17 protein-coding genes are annotated in these 18,196 nt (G+C 37.6%); 13 read left to right on the top strand and 4 right to left on the bottom strand.

Annotated features, from left to right (window positions below; all coding sequences use genetic code 11):
• Window positions 1-6 precede the first annotated feature (6 nt).
• The gene (locus tag ACKWCD_RS18395; RefSeq protein ID WP_413985433.1) at window positions 7-1,632 is read right to left on the bottom strand and encodes a metallophosphoesterase family protein; all 1,626 of its coding nucleotides are present in this window, start codon (window positions 1,630-1,632) and stop codon (window positions 7-9) included.
• 1 nt (window position 1,633) lies between these two features.
• A complete protein-coding gene (bla, locus tag ACKWCD_RS18390; protein ID WP_413985432.1) occupies window positions 1,634-2,374 on the bottom strand; it encodes a subclass B1 metallo-beta-lactamase in 741 nt (246 codons plus the stop codon).
• A gap of 162 nt (window positions 2,375-2,536) precedes the next feature.
• Between bla and ACKWCD_RS18385 the strand changes: the two genes are divergently transcribed.
• The gene (locus tag ACKWCD_RS18385) at window positions 2,537-2,914 is read left to right on the top strand and encodes a GTPase (RefSeq protein ID WP_413985431.1); all 378 of its coding nucleotides are present in this window, start codon (window positions 2,537-2,539) and stop codon (window positions 2,912-2,914) included.
• Here the strand turns inward: ACKWCD_RS18385 and yihA are convergent.
• Window positions 2,895-3,512 (bottom strand): ribosome biogenesis GTP-binding protein YihA/YsxC, encoded by a 618-nt coding sequence (yihA, locus tag ACKWCD_RS18380; RefSeq protein ID WP_413985430.1) that lies wholly within the window; start codon window positions 3,510-3,512, stop codon window positions 2,895-2,897. The genes ACKWCD_RS18385 and yihA overlap by 20 nt on opposite strands.
• 49 nt (window positions 3,513-3,561) lie before the next feature.
• Entirely contained in the window at window positions 3,562-4,326 is a 765-nt protein-coding gene (locus ACKWCD_RS18375) for an alpha/beta fold hydrolase (protein ID WP_413985429.1), read from the bottom strand.
• A 266-nt stretch (window positions 4,327-4,592) separates the two neighbouring features.
• Here ACKWCD_RS18375 and ACKWCD_RS18370 point away from each other — a divergent pair, with 266 nt between their 5' ends.
• The 12 genes from ACKWCD_RS18370 (at window position 4,593) to ftsA (ending at window position 18,167) form a co-directional block, all read left to right on the top strand.
• Window positions 4,593-5,069, top strand: a complete 477-nt coding sequence (locus ACKWCD_RS18370; RefSeq protein ID WP_413985428.1) for a division/cell wall cluster transcriptional repressor MraZ — start codon at window positions 4,593-4,595, stop codon at window positions 5,067-5,069.
• Window positions 5,056-5,952 carry a 16S rRNA (cytosine(1402)-N(4))-methyltransferase RsmH gene (gene rsmH / locus ACKWCD_RS18365; protein ID WP_413985533.1) on the top strand — a complete coding sequence of 299 codons (897 nt, stop codon included), beginning with the start codon at window positions 5,056-5,058 and terminating at the stop codon, window positions 5,950-5,952. The genes ACKWCD_RS18370 and rsmH overlap by 14 nt, the downstream gene beginning before the upstream one ends.
• Window positions 5,953-6,057: 105 nt before the next feature.
• Window positions 6,058-6,381 carry an FtsL-like putative cell division protein gene (locus ACKWCD_RS18360; RefSeq protein ID WP_413985427.1) on the top strand — a complete coding sequence of 108 codons (324 nt, stop codon included), beginning with the start codon at window positions 6,058-6,060 and terminating at the stop codon, window positions 6,379-6,381.
• Window positions 6,381-8,387 (top strand): penicillin-binding protein, encoded by a 2,007-nt coding sequence (locus ACKWCD_RS18355; protein WP_413985426.1) that lies wholly within the window; start codon window positions 6,381-6,383, stop codon window positions 8,385-8,387. The genes ACKWCD_RS18360 and ACKWCD_RS18355 overlap by 1 nt, the downstream gene beginning before the upstream one ends.
• Window positions 8,384-9,847: a UDP-N-acetylmuramoyl-L-alanyl-D-glutamate--2,6-diaminopimelate ligase gene (locus ACKWCD_RS18350; RefSeq protein WP_413985425.1), complete on the top strand. Its 1,464-nt coding sequence runs from the start codon at window positions 8,384-8,386 to the stop codon at window positions 9,845-9,847. Before ACKWCD_RS18355 ends, ACKWCD_RS18350 begins: the two co-directional genes overlap by 4 nt.
• Before the next feature lie 12 nt (window positions 9,848-9,859).
• Window positions 9,860-11,080: a phospho-N-acetylmuramoyl-pentapeptide-transferase gene (gene mraY, locus ACKWCD_RS18345; protein WP_413985424.1), complete on the top strand. Its 1,221-nt coding sequence runs from the start codon at window positions 9,860-9,862 to the stop codon at window positions 11,078-11,080.
• Window position 11,081: 1 nt separating this feature from the next.
• Window positions 11,082-12,416, top strand: coding sequence for a UDP-N-acetylmuramoyl-L-alanine--D-glutamate ligase (gene murD, locus ACKWCD_RS18340; protein WP_413985423.1), 1,335 nt, complete (start codon window positions 11,082-11,084; stop codon window positions 12,414-12,416).
• Between the two features lie 3 nt (window positions 12,417-12,419).
• Window positions 12,420-13,613, top strand: coding sequence for an FtsW/RodA/SpoVE family cell cycle protein (locus ACKWCD_RS18335; RefSeq protein WP_413985422.1), 1,194 nt, complete (start codon window positions 12,420-12,422; stop codon window positions 13,611-13,613).
• Window positions 13,600-14,688, top strand: coding sequence for an undecaprenyldiphospho-muramoylpentapeptide beta-N-acetylglucosaminyltransferase (murG, locus tag ACKWCD_RS18330; RefSeq protein ID WP_413985421.1), 1,089 nt, complete (start codon window positions 13,600-13,602; stop codon window positions 14,686-14,688). The genes ACKWCD_RS18335 and murG overlap by 14 nt, the downstream gene beginning before the upstream one ends.
• A gap of 79 nt (window positions 14,689-14,767) precedes the next feature.
• Entirely contained in the window at window positions 14,768-16,120 is a 1,353-nt protein-coding gene (murC, locus tag ACKWCD_RS18325; RefSeq protein ID WP_413985420.1) for a UDP-N-acetylmuramate--L-alanine ligase, read from the top strand.
• Window positions 16,110-16,829 (top strand): cell division protein FtsQ/DivIB, encoded by a 720-nt coding sequence (locus ACKWCD_RS18320; RefSeq protein ID WP_413985419.1) that lies wholly within the window; start codon window positions 16,110-16,112, stop codon window positions 16,827-16,829. The genes murC and ACKWCD_RS18320 overlap by 11 nt, the downstream gene beginning before the upstream one ends.
• Before the next feature lie 9 nt (window positions 16,830-16,838).
• Window positions 16,839-18,167, top strand: coding sequence for a cell division protein FtsA (gene ftsA / locus ACKWCD_RS18315; RefSeq protein WP_413985418.1), 1,329 nt, complete (start codon window positions 16,839-16,841; stop codon window positions 18,165-18,167).
• Window positions 18,168-18,196 lie beyond the last annotated feature (29 nt).

Here is an 18,196-nt window from a genome sequence, read left to right as displayed (position 1 = left end):
GCAATTTTATTCCATTTGCACCGTAATCGGCCACCCATCAAACTGTTTTGCACCCTCTTTGGTGACATCGACATACCGAGGCCAGCACTCAAAAGTAGTTTCCTTAGTTGTTTTGTTGAAACGAATCAAACCATAACCACTTCCTTTCGAAGGGCTTTCTGGGTTCACATAAGTCATCACACTAATTTTATTATTGAATCCATCAAGATAGTCACCTGTCCAAGGTAGGAATGTATTTTTATTAGGGTTGGCTCCAGCTTTCTCATCTTCTGGCCACCACCATCTGCTATAGTAATCATTTACTATTGCAGGTACGACGAAAGCCCAAGGACCATCACCAAATACATTGATACCTTGTTTGATAACTGTTGCCAAATGTTGATCTCCGGCGATATGAACTGCACCAGCTTTTTGAATAAGTTTTAAAGCCTTTTTTCGACCTGTTTGTGGCCATCCGTTACTATCTAAGTCCGCATGGAGTCGATTATCTAAACTACCATGAATATGAGCCCCGCCACAGAAACCAGTTTGAGAAAGTACCACCTTGATATTCTCTTTGTTGGTATCTCCCCAATGCTCTAAAAATTGCAATTGACGGTCTCCTAATAAAGTAAGTCCCGGTAAATCTATTGAGGCAGGGTCGTATTCAGGATTTCGAATGTGGTCTGGTCTTGGGCCTTGTTGTGGAATCTTTCCTTCTGGCCCAGATTTGAATTTCCGGTCTTCGAGAATGGCAAAGTCAATTCCCCCTAGAAGAAGATTAGTATAATAAACGCTAATACCACGTTCAATAGGAGTGGGATCATAAGGGTCGGGTAGGTGAGCGGTTTGACAACGTTCGACCATTTTTACATATTCGGTATGATAACGATAGCCACCATCTGGACTACCTTTGGTAACAGATAATTTTCCATTTTCTCCCCAAAGGTTTCCTTGCCCTATATCGTGATCATCAGGAATTGTAATTGCTGGGCGATGCCGAAAGGTTTCGCGAAACTGTAGTCCGAATTTCAGCCATGCTGCTGTATGTTCCGTATGATCATAAGATTGGTCACCAGCAAAAAACATCAAATCGGGATTTTGATGATTAATATTCCGCACATAATTTTCGCGCATACCACGGTCTTGATTAGAATTACAGGAAAGTGCAGCTAGACTTATTTCATTTTTTGTTTTTGGGTCTTTTCGAATCGTGCCATCGAAGTATGCATTTTCTCCATGGCGAAGGCGGTATTTCGTGTCACGAGTATCATCCCAATTTTCTATTCGAAAAAGTGCAGACCAGCCAATATCATTGATTTGTTGTTTCTGGATTTCTTCCCACTCTCCGTCTTTCTTAATTTCTAATCGAACTTCACGAGATTCATCAGGGTATAAGGGATATAACTGCGCAGATAGCTTTAAGGTTTGATTGGAAACGGTATAAATCCCAAAGGCAACAACACTATCTCTATCAACTTTCAAATTAATAATAGGGTTGTCGGCTCGGTTCCACCAATCATTAATCGCCAAGGTGTCTACATCATCAAAAGGAGCTAGAACAGGCGGTGTTTGTTCCTTTGGGTTTTCGGACCTTTCGTTACATCCTATTAATAGGGATAATGTTAAAATACACAGCAAGGTATTTTTCATGTCAATTGGTTTTAAAGAGTTCTTCAGTGTAATCTAAGAGTTCTATTCCGCCAGGCTTACCATGACCAGGTACAACCATCTTTAAATTGGGGAAATTCTTTTTTATGTTTTGAATTGTATTGCTCCATTCCATAACATTGGCATCTTCAAGATTTCCTTTTGAAGCATTTACCGTTTTTACCATGCAACCGCCATAAATCAGTTCCTCACTTGGAATGTAACTTATGATGTTGTCTTTCGTATGCGCTTCTCCAAAATGTTTATTCATAATTGTAGCGCCACCTATTTCCAATTCGTTCTGAAGTTTGAAACCTTCTTGTGGGATGTTTGCGTTATCCTTTTTAGCCAGTTCTATGGTTTTTTCATTGGCATAAGAAGGAATATTATGATTGTGAAAAGCAGCAAGTCCCCCTAAACAATCAATGTGAAAATGATTAACTACAACTGCTTTTACAGTTGCTTTTTTTTCATTGGTCAGCCACGCTAATAGTTCCTCTGATTCTTTGTCATGGGTTGGCGTGTCAAATACTACTGCTTCATTATTCTTTATGAAAATGAGACCATTGCAGGCTACCTTGCCAAAATCTTTAGTTTCCAAGTAGGAAACATGTCGGAAGACGTTTTCAGATACGGGTATTATTTTCAGAATTTCAGAGGTGTAAGCTAAGTCCACTTTCTGTGACTTACACTGTAATTGAAACAAGATTAAAAAGAGGAGAAGATTGATGTTTTTGAGCGACATAAATAGTTTTTAAATAGAAATAACCTCGGGGCAAGCCCGCAAGGCATTAAAAAGAAAATTAACTCTGATTTCAACGCAAGCGTTGGAGCATTTTAAATTTCGATTATCGAATAAAATGGTTTAACCCACTTTATCATAAATATATAGCTTTACCTTTCAAAAATGAAGGATACCAAATTGCAAAAACTCATTTTTATCTACAATGCCGATTCAGGAATTCGAAATATGATTATGGATAGTGCACATAAAATCTTTAGTCCTGATACCTATGAGTGCAGTCTCTGCGATATTACCTATGGTGCTTTTACAGAGAATTCGGTTTGGAAGAAGTACAGAAAGGAAACCAATTTACAAATGGAATTTTTACATAAGGATGAATTTGCAAAGGCCTACGCTTCAAAATTCGGATATAAGTTTACTTTTCCAATAGTTTTGGCTGAAACGAATGATGGGTTGGAAATTTTTGTAAAGACCGAGGAGCTAGATAAGGCAAAGAATGCCGAGGAGTTGATTGGTTTGATTAAAGAGCGTTCTCTTTAGAAAAACCTTTATTTACTTCATGAATAAAATTCAATAATTCATCTCTTCCAATGCTTTTTGAAGAAGAGGTAATAAAATGCTGAGGAGCTTCTTCCCAAATACCATTGATCATTTCTTGAAGATAAGCATCTACATTTTTTAGGATGACATTTGGTTTCAATTTGTCAGCTTTGGTGAAGATGATGCAAAATGGAATTCCATTTTCGCCCATCCATTCCATAAACTCCATATCTACTTTTTGAGGCTCGTGCCTGATATCTACTAAAACAAAGGAACAGACCAATTGTTCTCGCTGTTCAAAATAATTAGTAATGTATTTCTGAAATGTGTTTTTATCTTTTTTAGAAACTCGCGCATAGCCGTAGCCAGGTAGATCTACCAAGAACCAATTATCGTTGACTTTAAAGTGATTGATAAGTTGCGTTTTTCCTGGTCTTCCTGAGGTTTTTGCCAGGTGTTTACGATCCATCAGCATGTTTATAAGCGAAGACTTGCCAACATTCGACCTACCAATAAATGCGTATTCTGGTAAGGGTTCAGAGGGACATTTAGTCACATCCGAATTACTCATCACGAAGCGGGCAGATTTGATTTTCACGATATGCTAAGTTGTGTGTTGTGTAAAGAGAAAAAACGACTAAAACTTCTTAAAATCCACGCTTTTCTAACCAAGCATCTAGAATTTGATTAAACTCTTCAGGATGTTCCATCATAGGGGCGTGTCCACATTTTTTCATCCAGAATAAATCAGAGTCCGGCAGCAGTTCGTGAAATAAGTCGGCAACGTCTGGTGGCGTAACTCCATCATCTTCCCCCCAAATAATACAAGTTGGCGTCGTCATTTTGGGCAGATCTTCTGCCATATTATGTCTAATAGCACTTTTCGCAATTGCTAAGGTTTTTACAATCTTACTACGATCATTTACAGTTGCAAAAACTTCATCCACAATTTCTTTTGTAGCTACAGCTGGATCATAGAAAACATCTTGTGCCTTTTTTTTAATAAATTCATAATCACCCCTTCTTGGATAGCCATCACCCATGGCGCTTTCGTACAGGCCTGAGCTTCCCGTGATAACCAATGCTTTTACCATTTCAGGATAAAGTTTGGTGTGTAGTAAACCAATATGACCGCCCAAAGAATTTCCAAGAAGAATAACATCTTTCAATCCCTTAAATTCAATGAATTTTTCCAAATACTTTGCAAATTGCTTCACATTGGTCTTTAACATGGGCATGTCGTAGATGGGTAATTCAGGAATAAGAATCTTATATCCTTTTTTTGGAAAATGGTCGGTAACACCATGAAAATTACTTAGGCCTCCCATGAGACCGTGTAAAATGACAATAGGGGTTCCTTCCCCTATTTCAATATACTTGAATTTTCCTTCAGTAATAATTTTTTCTTCCATTCAAGGGGTGCTTCTGTCTCTGCAGGCAAATATACAATTTACCTTCTTATAAGCAGGCGTGGTTAGATAACGGAAAAGATAGGCGTTTTCTTGCTAAAAGCAAGAAAGCGAACCTGAAATTGAATTTTTCAAGCACATGTTTTATGACTCAAATAGGTGCACTTCATCTAAAAAATGGCTTTTTTATCAACAAAGTGGTAAAATGTGGTAAAATGTGGTAATAAAATATATATATTTGAGTTATTAAATGAAAACCAAGCCTTTAAGTGATTCTTTTCGACGAAACATACGATTGCAAGGCCGATGCCAAAGGTAGGGTAATGTTGCCTGTTGCCCTAAAAAATCAGCTTTCTCCAGTATTAAATGAGGGATTTATCATAAAGAGGTCTATTAGTGGTGCTTGTTTAGAGTTGTGGCCAAGGTCTGAATGGAATATTCAAATGCAGGAGATTAATAAGCTAAATCGCTTTGTTAAAAAGAATGCTGACTTCATTCGTGTTTTTACCGCAGGCGTAAAAAAAGTGGAAATTGATAGTACGGGAAGGCTTTTGATTCCAAAAAATTTGGTTGCAATAGCAGGTATTTCCAAAGAGATAACATTGAGTTCTGCCATCAATATCATTGAAATATGGGATAAGGCTAGCTATGAAAATGTGATTGAGAAAACAGCTGAAAATTTTGAAACCCTAGCTGAAGAGGTGATGGGAGGTCAGAATTCAGAAAACAAAACTGATGTATCATAATCCTGTTTTATTGAAAGAGTCGATTGATGGACTTGCAGTAAAAGAGGATGGAATATATGTAGATGTAACCTTTGGGGGCGGTGGCCATTCCAAAGAGATTTTGAAACGTTTGGGTGATAAAGGCAAGTTGATAGCCTTTGATCAAGATGAAGATGCTTTGGCAAATGCACTTGATGATGATCGATTTACCCTTATTAATGAGAATTTCAGATACATCAAACAATTTTTAAAGTTCTATGGCATTCGGAAAGTGGACGGAATCTTAGCAGATTTTGGAGTTTCATCTCATCAATTTGATATAGCAGAACGGGGTTTTTCTACTCGTTTTGATGCTGATTTAGATATGCGGATGAGTAAAAAGAATCAGTTGTCTGCCCATGATGTGGTGAACAACTATGCCTTTGAAGAGTTAAGAGATGTTCTGTTTAAATATGGCGATTTAAGAAGTGGTGGTGCAATGGCTAATGCAATAATAGCGCAAAGGGAACAAAGCCCGATTCAAACCACAGAACAATTGAAAGAAGCATTGCGGCAATTTTTGCCCAAGTCAAAAGAGCATAAAGTTTTGGCGCAAATCTATCAGGCGATTCGAATTGAGGTGAATCAAGAAATTGTGGTGATTGAGGAGTTTTTGATGCAAACTTCTGATTTATTAGATAAAGGAGGGCGATTAAGTGCAATCAGTTACCATTCATTAGAAGATCGATTGGTAAAACGCTTTATAAGAGCTGGGTTATTTGAAGGAGAGCCAGAAAAAGATTTTTACGGAAATATAGATGTTCCTTTTAAGAAGGTAGGAGGATTAATAGTTCCGTCACGAGAAGAAATACAAAAGAACAATAGAGCTAGAAGTGCCAAGTTGCGAATCGCAGAACGCATATAACATTACTTCCCTCTTAATAAGGAGGGATTTAGGGAGGTGTAGCTGAGGGTTTGAATTGAAGAAGAGATTCCCGACTTCTCGGGAATGACAATAAAATAATTAGTAATGAAAAAAGGAATTTTAGACATTTTAAAAGGTAAGTTTTTGGTGAGTGGTGATGCTCCCAAAAACTGGCTGTTTATCATTTTCGTGTCCTTTTTGGCGGCTGTAATGATAGGTAGTTCTCATAGTGCTGATAAAAAAGTACATCAAATAGCTGCCTTAAATGAACAGGTAAAAGAGCTCACCAATGAGTTTGTTGATGTGCGATCTGATGTTCAAAAATTAAAATTAGAATCGAAAATAACTGAGGTGCTTCAGGTAAAAGAATTGTATCCGTCAGAAACACCACCAAAAAAAATTAAAGTAAAAGCGAAGAAAATAGAATAGTGGCAGTAAGCGATAAAAAAATATTAACCCGATTATATGTAGTGGCTGGTGGTCTCTTTCTATTTGCTTGCGCTGTTGTTTTTAAACTGATTAGTATTCAGGTAGTTGATGGTGATAGGTATCGTGATTTAGCGGAGAAACGCACGGAAAAAGTGTTCACGATTGCTCCGAATAGAGGTAATCTAATTTCTGATGATGGTAGTTTGCTAGCTACATCAGTTTCTCGTTACACCATTCGTTTTGATGCAGTTACTGTAAAAGACGAAGATTTTAAGGAAAATATTAAGCCGCTTTCAGCTAAACTTTCTGAGCTATTGGGAAAATCTGCCTCGCATTATCAGCAAATCCTTAGAAAAGCAAAAGAAAACAAGAATCGATACACTTTAATCGCTCGGAATTTGGACTATTCCGAATACATGGATGTGAAAAAGTTCCCCTTATTTGAAAAAGGACCTTATAAAGGAGGATTAATTATCGAGCAGAAAACAGTTAGAGAGCATCCCTTAGGAAAAATTGCAGAACGCAGCGTAGGTTATGAAAATGTTGATGAAAATGGATACTATAGTGGTGTAGGCTTAGAACGTGCTTTTGGACAATATTTACGTGGTGTAGAAGGAAAACGTTTAAAGCAAAAGATAGCCAAAGGGCAATGGAAACCTATCGGATGGGATAATATCGTTGAGCCTAAAGACGGTTACGATTTGATCTCAACTATCGATATTAACATTCAAGATATTGCGCATCACGCACTGCTCGGACAATTAGAAAAATACAAAGCTGATCACGGTTGTGTCATTGTAATGGAGACTGAAACGGGTGAAGTGAAGGCTATTTCTAATTTAGGAAGAACCGCAGAAGGCAAGTATTATGAGAGACTGAACTATGCCATTGGTGAATCACATGAGCCAGGTTCTACTTTCAAATTAATGAGCATGGTTGCCGCTTTAGAGGATAAGGTGATTGATACCAGTTCAGTTTTAGATACAGAAAAGGGAAGGTGGAGGATTTATGATCGTACAGTTCGAGATTCCAAATGGGGCGGTTATGGTAAGATTTCCGCGGCAAAGGCCTTCGAGCTTTCGTCAAATACAGCTTTTGCGAAAATGATTCACAATGGTTACAAAGAAAAACCTTCTCGTTTTGTGAATCGATTGATGAGTATGAATCTGCATGAGGAATTAGGCCTTCCTATTAAAGGGGAAGGTACTCCCGTAATTAGATATCCTGGGGATAAAGGTTGGTCTGGAATTTCACTCGCATGGATGTCGCACGGATATGAAGTTTCGATGACGCCATTGCAGACACTAACGTTTTACAATGCCATTGCAAACGATGGTGTGATGGTAAAACCTAGACTGATTAAAGAGGTAAAAGAGTGGAACAAAACCATTCAAAAATTTGAAAAGGAAATTATCAATCCGGCGGTTTGTTCTAGGGAAACTGCAAAGAAAGTACAACAAATGTTGAAGAATGTGGTAGAGAAGAAACATGGTACAGGTCATGGTTTATACTCTCCGAATTTCTCTATGGCCGGTAAGACGGGTACAGCGCAGAAAAACTATGTGAGCAAAGATCCAGACAAATTAAAGTACATATCAACTTTCTCAGGATATTTTCCAGCGGATGAGCCTAAATATTCTTGCATTGTTGTGATTCACGAACCCGATAAAAGTGTGGGATATTACGGTGCTGATGTTTCTGGCCCTGTTTTCAAATCAATCGCCCAAAAAGTCTATGCTACTTCTCCTTTGGTTGACGAAGTGGACATGTTTGAAGCGAAATATGAAAGCCTAGATGATGCTTATCAGAAGTATTATGCTGAAGCTCAGAAGAAATATAATAAAGTGCCTAATGTAAAAGGAATGAGTGGAATGGATGCTGTCTCCATTTTAGAAAATTTAGGCCTACAGGTAGAGATTAAAGGAAACGGAAAAGTCAAAAAACAATCTGTTTCTCACGGAACAGATATTACTAAATCGCAAAAAATAGTACTCGAACTTTCATGAAGTTGTTGAAAGACATATTATATGCAGTTGGCCTGCGAGCAGTAAGTGGCTCGACAAATGTGATGGTCAATGACGTTCACTTTGACTCTAGAAAAGTCAAAATGGATGATGTCTTTATTGCCGTTAGAGGAACTATTACTGATGGACACAAATACATTGAAAAAGCAATTAATTCTGGTGCTAAAGCAATTGTTTGTGAAGAGCTTCCTGAACAGCTTATTAATGAAATTACCTATGTAGAAGTTGATGATTGTAATAAGGCATTGGCAATCATGGCGTCCAATTATTATGATAATCCCTCCAAAAATCTAAAACTAGTTGGTATAACTGGTACGAATGGAAAAACGACAGTAAGTAGCCTTTTATATCAATTGTTTAAAAAGGCTGGGTACAAGGTTGGTTTGATCTCAACTATTAAAATAATGGTTGATAATGCCGAGTACGCAACAAGTCATACTACTCCTGATGCTTTGGTTATTAATAACCATTTGAAACTCATGAACGATGCAGGTGTCGAGTTTTGCTTTATGGAAGTAAGCTCACACGGTATTCATCAAAAAAGAACCGAAGGATTGGTATTTGAGGGAGCGATTTTTACAAATTTATCACATGATCATTTAGATTACCATAAGACTTTTGCGGAGTACCGAGATACCAAAAAGAAATTGTTTGATGATTTATCTAAAAAGGCTTTTGCCCTAACGAATATTGATGATAAGAACGGTCTTGTGATGCTTCAAAATACGCCGGCAAGAAAGAAAACCTATGCACTAAAAAATTATGCAGATTACCGCGCGCAGATTTTAGAGAATCAGTTTGACGGACAATTGCTAAAGATTGACGACAATGAGCTATGGTCCAAACTTATTGGTCATTTCAATGCCTATAATATGTTAGCTATTTATGCTACAGCGGAGTTGTTAGGTCTTGACAAATTAGAAATATTAAGATTATTAAGTGAATTGGAAAACGTCGATGGGCGCTTCCAATATTTTATATCAAAAGAAAAAGTAACAGCGATAGTAGATTATGCCCATACACCGGATGCGCTAAAAAACGTGCTTGAAACTATAAACACGTTGAGAACTGGAAATGAAAACGTCATCACCGTTGTGGGGTGTGGTGGCGATAGAGACAGATCTAAGCGCCCGGTTATGGGTCATATCGCTTCCGAAATGAGTAATACTGCCATTTTTACTTCTGATAATCCGCGTACGGAATCTCCCGCTCTAATTATTGAAGAGATGGAAGGTGGTGTAGAACCTCAGAATGTCAAGAAAATAGTATCCATAGAAAATAGAAAACAAGCCATAAAAACGGCTTGTCAGCTTGCTTCTGCCAATGATATTATTCTGGTAGCGGGTAAAGGGCATGAAACGTATCAAGAGACTAATGGCAAACGCATTGATTTTGATGATTTTAAGATGGTAAAAGACTTTTTGAAAAGTCTCAATAAATAAAGAGAAAACTAGATGTTATACTATCTGTTCGAATATTTAGAAAACCAATACCAAGTGCCTGGGGCTGGCTTGTTCCAGTTTACCACTTTCCGCGCTGGTATGGCTGTTCTATTCTCTTTAATTATTGCTACTGCTTACGGTAAACGTATCATCCTCTTTTTACAGAAAAAACAGATTGGCGAAACAGTCCGTGATTTAGGGTTAGACGGTCAAAAGCAAAAGGCGGGTACTCCAACCATGGGAGGATTGATCATTATTCTTGCCACTTTAATTCCAGTGCTATTATTTGCCAAACTTGAAAATATCTACATCATTTTATTGATAGGAACAACAATCTGGATGGGTATTATCGGTTTTGCAGATGACTACATCAAAGTATTTCGTAAAAATAAGGAAGGTCTTAAGGGGCGCTTTAAAGTATTGGGTCAAGTAGGTTTAGGGTTGATTGTTGGCGCAACGCTTTATTTTCACCCTGAAGTGACTATGCGTGAACATACACGTACAATGATCACAGAGCAGTTTACAGTAGAGGAGGTAAAAGGTGAGGAAATTAAATCCACAATGACTACCGTACCTTTTTTCAAGAATAATGAATTCAATTATAGTGACCTTATTTCATGGGCAGGCGATGGAGCAAAGCAATACGCTTGGCTGATTTTTATTCCTATCATCATTTTGATCGTAACTGCAGTTTCGAACGGCGCTAATTTGACTGATGGTATAGATGGTCTCGCTGCCGGAAGTTCTGCTATAATTGCGCTTACTCTTGGTGTGTTCACCTTGGTTTCAGGTAATATTTTCTTTTCCGAATATTTAGATATCATGTTCATCCCGAATGCGGCTGAAGTATTGGTTTTTGTTACTGCATTTCTTGGAGCGCTCGTTGGGTTTTTATGGTACAATGCTTTTCCTGCACAAGTATTTATGGGTGATACCGGAAGTTTAACGATTGGTGGTATTATCGCGGTAATAGCAATTATCCTTAGAAAGGAAATATTGATCCCTCTGTTATGTGGAGTATTCTTTTTGGAGACAATTTCAGTCATGATTCAGGTAGGTTATTTTAAGTACACTAGGAAAAGATTGGGTGAGGGAAAGCGTATTTTTTTAATGGCTCCTTTGCATCATCACTATCAGAAAAAGGGATACCACGAGAGTAAAATCGTTACCCGTTTTTGGATTGTAGGTATCGCTTTAGCCGTTGCGACTATAGTGACTTTAAAAATCCGCTAAGATGAAGCGATTAGTTGTCCTTGGAGGAGGAGAGAGCGGGGTAGGAACAGCCATTTTAGGGTTGAAAAAAGGATACGAAGTTTTTGTGTCTGATAAAGGAAAGATTAAAGAGAAGTACAAAAAAGTTCTTGAACATTTTGAGATTGATTGGGAAGATGAAAAGCATACCGAAGCTAAGATTCTAAACGCCGATTTGGTAATGAAGAGTCCCGGTATTCCAGATACGGCGCCATTGGTGGCTCGGTTGACGGAAAAAGGAATTCCTGTGATTTCAGAGATTGAGTTTGCATCAAAATATACAGATGCTACGATCATTGGAATTACCGGAAGCAACGGAAAGACCACAACTACCATGCTGACGAATCACATTTTTGAGCAAGCAAATCTCAATGTGGGGATGGCTGGTAATATTGGAGATAGTTATGCTAAAATGGTAGCCGAAAACGACTTTGATTTCTATGTTTTAGAAATCAGCAGCTTTCAACTTGACGGCATATTGGATTTCAGACCGCATATAGCAATTCTAACCAATATTACCCCAGATCATTTAGATCGATATAATTATCAATTTGAAAACTATGTCGCTTCTAAGTTCCGGATTGCTATGAATCAGACAAGCGATGATTATCTGATTTATGATGCCGATGATGAGGTAATTGTAAACTGGTTAAAAAATCATCCTGTTCAATCTAAATTAATGCCCTTTTCTATACAGCAGGAATTTGAAGAAGGGGTATATCTCAAGAATAATAACATAGAAATAACAATTGATAACAATACAATGCAAATGACCACAGACAATTTAGCACTTGAAGGAAAACATAACCTTAAGAATACTATGGCAGCTACTACAGCCGCTAAGCTTGTAAGCATACGAAAGCAAACTATTCGAGAGAGTATTGTGAATTTTCAAGGCGCTCCACATCGTTTAGAAAAGGTGTTGAAAATTGGTCATGTGCAATATATAAATGACTCAAAAGCGACCAATGTAAATGCCACATATTATGCATTGGATAGTATGAGCGCTCCAACAGTTTGGATCGTGGGTGGTGTTGATAAAGGCAATGATTATATGGAACTAATGCCCTTGGTACGTGAAAAAGTAAAAGCAATTATTTGTTTGGGAATGGATAATTCAAAAATAAAAGATGCTTTCGGCAATGTAGTAGACCTGATGGTTGAAACGTTTGCGATGGAGGAAGCGATTAAGGTTGCTTACAAGATTGCGGACCGCGGAGATACAGTTTTACTTTCACCAGCATGTGCGAGTTTCGATCTCTTTGAAAATTATGAAGATCGCGGTAATCAATTTAAAAATGCCATTAAAAATTTATAACAGGTGTTAGCATTATTTAAAAATATAAACGGAGATAAAGCGCTTTGGGCAGTTGTAGCCTTATTGGGCCTTTTCTCTTTTTTGCCTGTTTATAGTGCTAGTAGCAACCTTGTCTACGTAGTAGGTAATGGCACTCCCATTGGTCATCTGGTTAAACACGCAGTATTTTTAATTTTCGGATTCGGAATAATATATGGTATTCATCGAATTCCTACACATTTTTTCAAAGGCTTATCTCTAATTGCAATGCCCATTGTTATCGTGTTACTTGTTATTACTTTATTTCAGGGTAACTCTGTAGATGGCACGAATGCTAGTAGGTGGATTCGTTTGCCTTTTGTTAGATTTCAAACATCGACTTTGGCGGCTGTTGTTCTTATGATATATGTAGCCAGGTACCTTACTAAAATCAAAGATGAGCTTATCACTTTTAAAGCAAGTATAGTACCGCTGTGGCTTCCTGTTTTTGCGGTGGTTGGTTTGATTTTGCCTGCAAATTTCTCCACAGCTGGCATCATATTTTCAATGGTACTAATGCTTTGTTTTATCGGGGGATATCCTCTAAAATATTTAGCAGGAATTGTTGGGTCCGGATTATTAGCACTTACCTTTTTCATTCTTGTTGCAAAAGCCTTTCCCGATGCCTTTGCAAACAGAGTAGATACTTGGGAGAATAGATATGAAAATTTCATTAATGGAGAGGATACTGAGGCGGACTACCAAATTGAAAGAGCAAAAATTGCAATAGCTTCTGGAGGAATTGTGGGAAGAGGGGCTGGAAAAAGTGTTCAAAAGAATTTCTTGCCACAGAGCTCATCTGATTTTATTTATGCCATTATCGTAGAAGAATATGGATTGGCGGGAGGAATAATACTCATGTTGTTTTTTCTCTTTCTTCTATTTCGAATAGTAGTAATTGCAAACGGAAGTGCAACAACCTTTGGAACGCTTTTAGCTCTCGGAGTAGGCTTACCCATAATATTTCAGGCGTTGATAAATATGGCAGTTGCGGTAGAATTGTTTCCGGTTACGGGGCAGAATTTGCCTCTAATTAGTAGTGGAGGGACTTCTGCATGGATGACCTGTTTAGCGATCGGAATTGTGTTGAGTGTGAGTAATAAGATGCATAAAAAAAGTAAAGCGAATTTGAATATCGATGAAACCAATCCTTTAGAAATACTAAGTGGGCAACTATAAGTTTATTCTTTCTGGAGGAGGTACAGGCGGGCATATTTATCCCGCGATAGCGATAGCAAATGAATTGAAAAAGAGATACTCTGATGCTGAGTTTCTTTTTGTAGGAGCTGAGGATCGAATGGAGATGGAAAAAGTACCCCTGGCGGGTTATAAAATTGTTGGATTGCAAATTTCAGGGCTTCAACGCAAGCTGACCTTGAAAAATTTGTCATTCCCAGTTAAAGTAATTAAGAGTTTGAGAAAAGCTGGTAAAATCGTTTCTGAATTTAAACCTGATGTTGTTATCGGCACAGGTGGCTATGCAAGCGGTCCAGTTTTAAAAGTGGCATCGGATAGAGGAATTCCATGCGTTTTACAAGAACAAAATTCTTATGCGGGAATGACCAATAAACTTTTGAAAAATAAGGTTGCAAAAATATGCGTGGCTTATGATGGAATGGAGCAGTTTTTTCCTGCAGATAAAATTGTGAAAACGGGTAATCCTGTTCGTGGTAATCTTACGGATATAACCGCCGATAAACATCAAGCTTTAGGGTTTTTTAGACTTAACCTTAGAATGCCAACGGTGTTGATTTTGGGCGGTAGTCTTGGTGCAAGAAAGGTCAATCAACTTATTGAAAATGAACTTCGTTTTTTTAAGAAAAACGGAATCCAGGTTATTTGGCAATGCGGCAAATTATATTATGAGGAGTATAAAAAATACAGCTCAGAAACGGTGAAAGTGGAGGATTTTCTTCATCGAATGGATTTCGCTTATACTGCGGCTGATATAATCATATCCCGTGCAGGGGCAGGTTCTGTGTCAGAATTGAGTATAGTTGGTAAGCCGACAATATTTATACCCTCACCAACAGTAGCCGAAGATCATCAAACGAAAAATGCTAAGGCTTTAGTCAATGAGAATGCGGCGATTATGATTAAAGAGAAAGATTTGGAGGCAACTTTCAAAAGTGTTTTTACAGAAGTTTTTGAATCAGAAAGTAAGCAACAAGAATTAAGTAACAATTTTAAAAAAATGGCCCTACCAAAGGCTACGGAACATATTGTTGACGAGATTGAAAAGTTATTGAATTAAGCGATGAGTTGGTTGCACCTTCCTGGCCCCAAGGGAAGGTAGCTTCTGACTTAGAAAATAGTGCAGAACACTTGATTAAATGAATTTGAAAAATATACATAAGGTCTATTTTATTGGTGTCGGAGGCATAGGTATGTCCGCTTTAGCCCGCTATTTCAAATTCATTAATAAACAAGTTGCTGGTTACGACAAAACGGAAACTCCCCTAACTAGAGATTTGGAACAATTGGGTATTGCGATTCATTATGAAGATAATATTAAGTTGATTTCTTCGGATTATTTTGATCCCAATAGCACTTTGGTCATATACACGCCAGCAGTACCTCAAAGTCATTCCGAATATCAATATTTTTTAGACCAAGGTTTTGCTATCAAAAAAAGATCGGAAGTCTTAGGATTAATTACAAAAGACACATTTTGTTTTGCTGTTGCAGGGACGCATGGTAAAACAACGACCTCTAGTATTTTAGCGCATTTATTAAAAGAAACAGGAACTCCTTTGACAGCATTTTTAGGTGGAATTTCTGAGGATTTTGATTCTAACTTTTTATTAGAAGGGACTGATTTTTCAGTAGTAGAAGCAGATGAATTTGATAGATCCTTTTTACAATTATCTCCAAACGTAGCTTGCATTACCTCAATGGATGCGGATCACTTGGATATTTATGGTAATGGTGATGCGTTGGATAAATCTTTTAGAGATTTTGCAAATCGTCTTAAACCAGGGGGAAAACTATTTATTAGAAACGGATTGCCTATTGAAGGAACCACCTATGGTATTGAAGACGGCTCTGATTATTGTATTGAAAATTTAAAGATTGAACATGGCACCTACATATTTGATTTAAGGACTCCTGAAGCTACCCTATCAGGAGTTAAATTCAACAAGCCAGGAAAGCACAATTTGCTGAATGGTCTAGTAGCTTTTGCGATGGCGGTGGAATCTAATTCCCCCGTACACCGCCTAGCCAAAGCACTCGAAACATTTAAAGGTGTGCAGCGTAGATTTTCCTATAAAATCAAGAACGATGATTTTGTTTTTATAGACGATTATGCGCATCATCCAACGGAAATTAATGCGGTTTACGATGCAATCTCTGAGATGCATCCCGGTAAAAAAGTCTTGGCTATTTTTCAACCTCATTTATTTTCAAGAACAAAAGACTTTGCGGATGACTTTGCAGAAAGCTTATCCAAATTTGATGCAATTGTCTTGTTAGATATTTATCCTGCGAGAGAGTTGCCAATGGAGGGAATTACTTCGGAGTGGTTGTTGGAAAAAATTACAAATCCAAAGAAAAAAATATCCAAAAAAACGGAATTAATAGAAGAAATTAAAAGGCAAAGTCCTGAAATTCTGGTTACTATGGGTGCTGGGGATATTGGGTTAGAAGTACCAAAAATAAAAAGAGAACTAGAGTATGCGAATTAATTGGAATTATATAAAGATAATTGCCTTGCTATTAATAGTGACGGGGCTTTATGCATTTTCAAATCACAGAAGTGAAGGCAAGAAAATTGACGAAATAAACATAGAATTCGTTGGAGATCAGAACCTTTACATAACTGAAGCTATGGTTAATAAATTGTTAATACAAAATTACGGTAGCCTAAAGAATGTGCCTAAAGAAAAATTAGTTTTGAATAAGATTGAGAAGGTCATCGAGACCAATGAAATGGTGAAAAATGCGCAAGTTTATCTTACAATTAATGGTGAGCTTGAAGCTAGGATAGTGCAGCGTAAACCTATCGGACGAATAGAAGGAGATTCAAAATTTTATTTGGACGAGGAGGGAAAACGCATGCCTTTATCTATGAGTCATTCAGCTAGAGTACCCATTATTACGGGTAATATTACAGGTGAAAGTTTAGAGGATGTTTATGAAATTTTGAAGTATATCAATGAAGATCAGTTTCTTAGAAAGAATGTAATTGGAATTCATATTGAGGACATAAACAAGTATCAATTGCGATTTCGTATGGAGCAGTTTGTAGTGAATCTCGGCGGAATTGATGGCTTGGAAGAAAAGTTTAACAATTTTAAAGCTTTTTATACCAAAGCGAACAGAGATAAAACTTTAGACAATTATAACGTCGTTAGCTTAGAATTCAACAACCAAGTAGTGTGCACTAAAATATAAATCAATCAAATGGAACAGGGAAAATATTCAGTCGGTCTTGACATAGGAACTACCAAAATCGTCGCCATCATCGGTAAAGAAAACGAGTATGGCAAAATTGAGGTTTTGGGTATTGGTAAATCCAAAAGTTTAGGAGTTCACCGTGGTGTAGTAAATAATATTACGCAGACGATTAAATCTATTCAACAGGCTGTTGAGGAGGCAGAGATCAATTCTGGATTGAAAATAGGTTCTGTTGTTGTTGGTATTGCCGGGCAACACATAAGAAGTCTGCACCATAGCGATTATATCACTCGTCCAGATTCTGAAGAAGTAATCAATGAAGATGATTTAGACAAATTGTGTAATCAGGTGTATAAACTGGTAATGCTTCCTGGGGAGGAGATTATTCATGTTTTACCACAAGAATATAAAGTTGATGGCCAGGCCGAGATCAAGGAGCCAATAGGGATGTATGGTGGCAGATTGGAAGCAAATTTTCATGTAGTTGTAGGCCAAGTGTCTTCCATTAAAAACGTGGGGAGATGTATTAAAAGCGCTGGATTAGATTTAGGAAATATCACTTTAGAGCCTTTAGCATCATCTGATGCAGTTTTGAGTCAAGAGGAGAAGGAAGCGGGAGTTGCTTTGATTGATATAGGAGGTGGTACTACGGATTTAGCCATTTTTAAAGATGGAATCATTCGTCATACGGCGGTTATTCCATTTGGAGGAGGAGTTATTACGGAAGATATTAAAGAAGGCTGCTCTATAATCGAAAAGCAAGCAGAATTACTTAAAATTAAGTTTGGTTCTGCATGGCCAGGAGAAAATAAGGATAACGAGATTGTTTCTATTCCAGGCTTACGTGGAAGAGAGCCGAAAGAGATTACACTTAAAAATCTTTCGAAAATTATACACGCTCGAGTTGTTGAAATTATCGAACAAGTATATGTCGAGATTAAAAACTACGGGCACGAAGAGCAAAAGAAAAAATTAATTGCAGGTATTGTTTTAACTGGTGGAGGAAGCCAATTGAAGCACCTAAAACAATTGGTTGAATACATCACAGGAATGGATACACGTATCGGTTATCCCAATGAGCATTTAGCCGGAGATTCTGATGAGGTAGTTGCTAGTCCTTTGTATGCAACGGCAGTAGGACTCTTAATGAATGCAGTACGAAGTGGAGCCAAAGGTCAAGTTGAGGAAGAAGAACAGGAGTCATTCGAACAAGAGGCAGTTTTTGCAGGCCACGAAGAAGATACAAGAGGAAATACGAAAGTTAGACAAGAACGCAAATCAGTATTTGACAAATGGTCAGAAAAGTTGAAAGACTTTTTAGATAACGCTGAGTAAATAAAGCATAATAAAAAAGATTCACCATA

It is taken from the genome of Maribacter taeanensis (assembly GCF_047345145.1).
Classification (GTDB): Bacteria; Bacteroidota; Bacteroidia; order Flavobacteriales; family Flavobacteriaceae; genus Maribacter_C.
Note: the sequence above shows the minus strand (reverse complement) of the source record. Positions and strands in the feature narration are given on the sequence as shown.

Excerpts from the sequence above, each read along its gene's own strand:
- ACKWCD_RS18395 (WP_413985433.1), bottom strand. The coding sequence starts at position 1,632 with ATGAAAAATACCTTGCTGTGTATTTTAACATTATCCCTATTAATAGGA.
- bla (WP_413985432.1), bottom strand. The coding sequence starts at position 2,374 with ATGTCGCTCAAAAACATCAATCTTCTCCTCTTTTTAATCTTGTTTCAA.
- ACKWCD_RS18385 (WP_413985431.1), top strand. The coding sequence starts at position 2,537 with ATGAAGGATACCAAATTGCAAAAACTCATTTTTATCTACAATGCCGAT.
- ACKWCD_RS18375 (WP_413985429.1), bottom strand. The coding sequence starts at position 4,326 with ATGGAAGAAAAAATTATTACTGAAGGAAAATTCAAGTATATTGAAATA.
- ACKWCD_RS18360 (WP_413985427.1), top strand. The coding sequence starts at position 6,058 with ATGAAAAAAGGAATTTTAGACATTTTAAAAGGTAAGTTTTTGGTGAGT.
- ACKWCD_RS18350 (WP_413985425.1), top strand. The coding sequence starts at position 8,384 with ATGAAGTTGTTGAAAGACATATTATATGCAGTTGGCCTGCGAGCAGTA.
- mraY (WP_413985424.1), top strand. The coding sequence starts at position 9,860 with ATGTTATACTATCTGTTCGAATATTTAGAAAACCAATACCAAGTGCCT.
- murD (WP_413985423.1), top strand. The coding sequence starts at position 11,082 with ATGAAGCGATTAGTTGTCCTTGGAGGAGGAGAGAGCGGGGTAGGAACA.
- murC (WP_413985420.1), top strand. The coding sequence starts at position 14,768 with ATGAATTTGAAAAATATACATAAGGTCTATTTTATTGGTGTCGGAGGC.
- ACKWCD_RS18320 (WP_413985419.1), top strand. The coding sequence starts at position 16,110 with ATGCGAATTAATTGGAATTATATAAAGATAATTGCCTTGCTATTAATA.
- ftsA (WP_413985418.1), top strand. The coding sequence starts at position 16,839 with ATGGAACAGGGAAAATATTCAGTCGGTCTTGACATAGGAACTACCAAA.